Origin of the sequence: Thermoflavimicrobium dichotomicum (assembly GCF_900114055.1) — a bacterium.
GTDB lineage: Bacteria > Bacillota > Bacilli > Thermoactinomycetales > Thermoactinomycetaceae > Thermoflavimicrobium > Thermoflavimicrobium dichotomicum.
This window is the reverse complement of the sequence record NZ_FORR01000044.1, coordinates 1-5,427: the sequence shown is the minus strand read 5'-3', so window position 1 is coordinate 5,427 and position 5,427 is coordinate 1. Positions and strand designations below refer to the sequence as shown.

At 41.8% G+C, this 5,427-nt stretch carries 4 protein-coding genes and 1 rRNA gene; all 5 read left to right on the top strand.

Going from position 1 to position 5,427, the window contains the following annotated elements:
- Window positions 1-73 (top strand): 16S ribosomal RNA (locus BMZ78_RS18070); the annotation flags it as partial.
- 219 nt (window positions 74-292) lie between these two features.
- Entirely contained in the window at window positions 293-847 is a 555-nt protein-coding gene (locus BMZ78_RS18065) for a glycerol-3-phosphate responsive antiterminator (protein ID WP_093231780.1), read from the top strand.
- Window positions 848-1,046: 199 nt separating this feature from the next.
- The gene (locus BMZ78_RS18060; protein ID WP_139203368.1) at window positions 1,047-1,760 is read left to right on the top strand and encodes an MIP/aquaporin family protein; all 714 of its coding nucleotides are present in this window, start codon (window positions 1,047-1,049) and stop codon (window positions 1,758-1,760) included.
- A gap of 20 nt (window positions 1,761-1,780) precedes the next feature.
- The gene (glpK, locus tag BMZ78_RS18055) at window positions 1,781-3,274 is read left to right on the top strand and encodes a glycerol kinase GlpK (protein WP_093231778.1); all 1,494 of its coding nucleotides are present in this window, start codon (window positions 1,781-1,783) and stop codon (window positions 3,272-3,274) included.
- A 102-nt stretch (window positions 3,275-3,376) separates the two neighbouring features.
- Window positions 3,377-5,035, top strand: a complete 1,659-nt coding sequence (locus BMZ78_RS18050) for a glycerol-3-phosphate dehydrogenase/oxidase (RefSeq protein WP_093231777.1) — start codon at window positions 3,377-3,379, stop codon at window positions 5,033-5,035.
- Window positions 5,036-5,427 lie beyond the last annotated feature (392 nt).

Genomic DNA, 5,427 nt, shown 5'->3' with positions numbered 1-5,427 from the left:
GGTGGGGCAGATGATTGGGGTGAAGTCGTAACAAGGTATCCCTACCGGAAGGTGGGGATGGATCACCTCCTTTCTACGGAGTTTATTTCCGAATAACTTTACTTCTTGGGTCATGCCATCTCACTCTTTAGTTTTCAGGGAACACGAAAAGCCTCTCTACCACGGTAGAGGGGCTTTTTTCATGATTCTGTTTGATATCTAGGATTTTTTGGCTAAATAGGAGAAAAGTGATATAGTATGTATCTAAAAAAATCGATGATGGTAGGATTCCATATGATTGAGGTGAAGCAGGATGAATCACTTTTGTAATCAAAAAATCTTACCTGCTGCAGGGAGTATTAAAGATTTTGAAAAACTGATGAAAACAGATTTTGAGTACATTATTTTGTTAAATAGCCATATTGCTCAATTACAATCTTTGATGCAACTCGCCCATCGTCATAAAAAAAAGGTGTTATTGCATGCGGACTTGGTTCAAGGATTAAAAGGTGATGAATATGGTGCCGAATTCCTATGTCAAGTCATTAAACCAGCAGGGATTATTTCTACACGAACACCGGTGGTCAGTATGGCGAAGAAACGATCACTGATCGCCGTCCAGCGTATTTTTTTGTTGGATACCCATGCTCTTAATACCAGTTATCGATTGCTTAGTTCATTCCAACCTGATTATATTGAAGTATTGCCTGGTGTAATTCCTCATATTATCAAAGAAGTGGCTGAACAGATCCAAATTCCGATATTGGCTGGTGGATTGATTCGGACGAAGAAAGAAGCAGAAGACGCCTTGAATGCAGGTGCTGTAGCCATTACTACATCTACAAAAGAATTATGGAAGTGTATTTAAATAAAAATAGTTGCATTTTTGTCGATATTGATTTATTATATAAATGAAATCGTTTTCATTATGGACAAGTTAATAGTTGTGATGAGATCTGGAGAATCACTAGTTCCTTTTTTCCTTCCTTAATAGAAAAAGGGATAATTAGTGATTCTTTTTTTATCTTCTCATCACGCAAAAATCCAATAGCATGGGGAGGTTTTATATGTCGCCGTTTGTAGCTGAACTGATTGGTACGATGATTTTGATTGTTTTTGGTGGCGGTGTATGTGCCGGTGTAACGTTAAAGAAATCACTTTCTCAAAATTCTGGCTGGATTGTGATTACTTTTGGTTGGGGCTTCGCGGTCATGATCGCAGCCTATGTGGTAGGAAATTATAGTGGAGCCCATCTGAATCCGGCATTAACCATTGCTCTGGCTGTTGCTGGGAGTTTTCCCTGGGATCAGGTAGGGACCTATATTGCTGCTCAGATGATCGGTGCTTTCCTTGGTGCTGTCGTTGTTTGGCTGCACTATTTGCCTCACTGGAAAGAAACAGAAGATCCAGGTGCGAAGTTGGGTGTGTTTTCGACGGGTCCAGCCATTAAAAATACGTTTGCCAATTTATTAAGTGAGATAATTGGAACTTTTGTCTTGGTATTTGTACTCCTTGCTTTGGGAGCCAAGGGGATGAAGTTTGCAGATGGTTTAAAAACACTTATTGTGGGTTTCCTGATCGTGGGTATTGGATTATCTTTGGGAGGAACAACGGGATATGCCATTAACCCGGCTCGTGACCTGGGGCCTCGGATTGCTCACTTCGTTCTGCCTATTGCCGGAAAAGGGAGCTCCAATTGGAGTTATGCATGGATTCCGGTAGTGGGTCCAATTATTGGTGGTGTCCTTGCTGCTGTTGTATATAATTTGATTGTTCAATAATTTGGAAATGAGGTGGCATGATGGAAAAGAAATATGTTTTATCCATTGACCAGGGAACAACGAGCTCTCGAGCCATTCTTTTTGATAAAAAAGGGGAAATTGTTTGCATTGCCCAGAAAGAGTTTCAGCAGATTTTCCCACAAGCTGGCTGGGTTGAACATGATGCCATGGAGATTTGGGCATCAGTACAGAGTGTGATTTCAGAAGCTCTTGCCAAAGCTTCTGTTTCTGCGAAAGAGATTGCAGCGATCGGTATTACCAATCAAAGGGAAACAACAGTGGTTTGGGATAAACATACAGGATTACCGGTTTATCATGCAATTGTCTGGCAGTCAAGGCAAACTGTTGATATCTGTGATGAACTGAAAGAAAAAGGTTATAATGATCTCTTCCGCAATAAAACAGGTCTTTTGATCGATGCCTATTTTTCTGGTACGAAAGTGAAATGGATCCTGGATCATGTGCAAGGAGCGCGGGAAAAAGCGGAAAAAGGCGATCTGCTCTTTGGAACGATTGATACCTGGCTAGTATGGAAGCTATCAGGTGGAAAAAGACATGTAACGGATTATTCGAATGCTTCCCGGACACTTATGTATAATATTTACGAATTAAAATGGGATGATGAGTTACTAGAGATATTGACCATACCTAAATCCATGTTACCAGAGGTATGTTCTTCTTCTGAAGTGTATACGGTAACGGAAAAGTCGCTTTTCTTTGGCGAAGAGGTACCGATAGCAGGAATAGCGGGTGACCAGCAAGCGGCCTTGTTCGGACAGGCATGTTTTGAACCCGGCATGGCGAAAAATACGTATGGGACAGGCTGCTTTATGTTGATGAATACAGGGGAAAAAGCGGTTCGTTCCGATCACGGTCTGCTTACCACGATCGCATGGGGATTAGATGGTAAGGTGGAATATGCTCTAGAAGGAAGTATTTTTGTGGCTGGCTCAGCTATTCAATGGTTACGGGATGGTTTGCAAATTATCAAACATGCCAAAGATAGTGAAGAGTTAGCAAAACAAGTGAATTCAACCGATGGAGTATATGTGGTTCCTGCTTTTGTGGGATTGGGAACTCCATACTGGGATTCGGAAGCTAGAGGAGCTGTCTTTGGTTTGACCCGAGGCACCACACAGGCTCACTTTGTTCGAGCCACATTGGAGTCTTTAGCTTACCAAACCAAAGATGTATTAGCTTCTATGGAAGCGGATTCCGGAATCAAGTTAAAGAAATTACGTGTTGATGGTGGAGCGACAGCCAATAATTTCTTGATGCAGTTCCAAAGCGATATTTTGGATGTGCCAGTTGAACGTCCTGTAGTACTGGAAACAACTGCTTTGGGTGCTGCATATCTCGCCGGTCTCGCTGTCGGTTTTTGGCAAGACAAACAGGAGATTGCAGAAAACTGGGCCATTGATCAAGCGTTCCATGTACAGATGGATGACAAAACAAGAGAAAAGCTGTATAATGGATGGAAAAAGGCAGTGCATGCAACACGGACTTTTAAGTGAAGACAAGTTAATCAGGGTGAGATTTGGAGATCAACCACATTACCTCTTTGGTGCTGAAGAGGTTTTGTGGTTTTTTTATTTTTTAACAAGGAGGCTGTCAAAATGAAACGGTCTTTTTCAGTAAAAAATCGTCTGCAAGAAATCGAAGAGATGCTTCGGCAGGAAATAGACTTACTGGTGATTGGTGGAGGCATTACAGGAGCGGGCATTGCCTTAGATGCCCAATCTCGCGGAATTCGCACAGTATTGATTGAAATGCAGGATTTTGCAGCAGGTACTTCGAGCCGGTCAACCAAGCTGGTTCACGGAGGGCTTCGCTATCTGAAACAGTTAGAAGTACGTCTGGTTGCAGAAGTAGGGAAAGAACGGGCCATTGTATATGAAAATGGTCCCCATGTCACAAAGCCGGAATGGATGTTGCTTCCGATTATCAAAGGAGGAACATACGGAAAATGGGCCAGTTCATTTGGAATTTGGCTGTATGATTATTTGGCAGGGGTAAAGAAAAGCGAACGTCGTCAAATGTTAAATAAAGAAGAAACACTGAAAAAAGAGCCATTGCTACGTCAGGATGGCTTGAAAGGATCTGGTTATTATGTGGAGTACCGTACAGATGATGCGCGCTTGACATTGGAAGTGATGAAAAAAGCCGTTGAATTTGGTGTCAAAGCTTTTAATTATATGAAAGCGGAGGATTTAATCTATGATCATGGGAAACTGGTAGGAGTTCAGGCACGAGATCGTCTTACGGGCAAAACTTATGAGATCTATGCCAAGAAGATTGTCAATGCGACAGGACCCTGGTGTGATGAATTGCGAGAAAAGGATGGTTCAAAAAAAGGAAAATATCTGCATTGGACAAAAGGAGTCCATTTGGTTGTCGATCAATCACGTTTCCCCTTAAAGCAAGCTGTTTATTTTGATACACCAGATGGTCGAATGTGCTTTGCGATTCCTCGTGATGGCAAAACCTATATTGGTACAACCGATACGAACTATCACGAGGATCTGGAGCATCCACGCATTACGAAAGAAGATCGCGATTATTTATTGGCTGCGGCTAACTATATGTTTCCTGCCATCCAGTTAACACCTGATGATATTGAATCAAGTTGGGCAGGGATTCGTCCGTTGATCCACGAAGAAGGGAAATCGCCCTCAGAGATATCACGTAAAGATGAAATATTCCATTCAGAGTCTGGTCTTATTACCATTGCTGGAGGTAAATTGACAGGTTATCGAAAAATGGCAGAACGGACAGTAGACTTGGTAGCACATGAGTTGGAGCGGGAGGAAGGCAGAAGTTTTCAAGCATGTTATACGGATCGGATTCCTATTTCAGGTGGTGAGGTAGGGGGATCAGGCCATTTCCCGGCTTTTATTGAAAAGAAAACAGTTGAAGGGATGTCGGTTGGACTAGATAAGGAAGTAGCAGAGAAGCTGGCCAGACTCTATGGTAGCAATGTGGATACTGTATTTGCGATCATTCATGATGGAAAACAAGAGGCAGAAAAATATGGATTTCCTTTGGATGTGTATGGTATGGTTCAATATGGGATTGAGCACGAAATGATTGCAACTCCTGCAGATTTCTTTATTCGTAGAACAGGTAGTTTACTGTTTGATATCGATTGGATGAAAAAGTGGCAAGAACCTGTCATACGGTTTATGAAAGATCAATTGGGTTGGAATAAGGAAGAGGAGAAAACGTACAGGGATCAATTGGCATTAGAGATTGATATTGCTACTCGGGCGATCTGATGATCTTTTGCAAGACATCTTATCAATTGGATAAGGTGTCTTTTTTGTTATATCTTTTCGAGCGCGAGAAAGGCCCTAAGCTTCAGCTATGGGAATGAGAGCAAGCGTCGGTCAAGAGAAGGTGTTAACCCTCTCGCAAGTCCGATATTTTCTGTTTTTTGAGATGGAATCTGTATTTTTACAGTCGAGGTTTTGAGCATATACTTATAGAGAGAAAATTTTTTTTAAAAAAAGCTTGCATTTGTCATTAGGGTGTGATAAATTAATAAACGTCGCCGCAATGAGCGGTGAAGAGAAAAACGCACCTTGAAAATTAGATAAGGAAATGAAGTCAAGTCAAGGGTATCACCGAGACGAGTACCTTTAGCAACAGGTTAAGCTACTAAGGGCAC

Bases quoted from the DNA above. Each gene is read 5' to 3' on its own strand.
- BMZ78_RS18065 (WP_093231780.1), top strand. From the start codon at position 293: ATGAATCACTTTTGTAATCAAAAAATCTTACCTGCTGCAGGGAGTATT.
- BMZ78_RS18050 (WP_093231777.1), top strand. From the start codon at position 3,377: ATGAAACGGTCTTTTTCAGTAAAAAATCGTCTGCAAGAAATCGAAGAG.
- BMZ78_RS18060 (WP_139203368.1), top strand. From the start codon at position 1,047: ATGTCGCCGTTTGTAGCTGAACTGATTGGTACGATGATTTTGATTGTT.
- glpK (WP_093231778.1), top strand. From the start codon at position 1,781: ATGGAAAAGAAATATGTTTTATCCATTGACCAGGGAACAACGAGCTCT.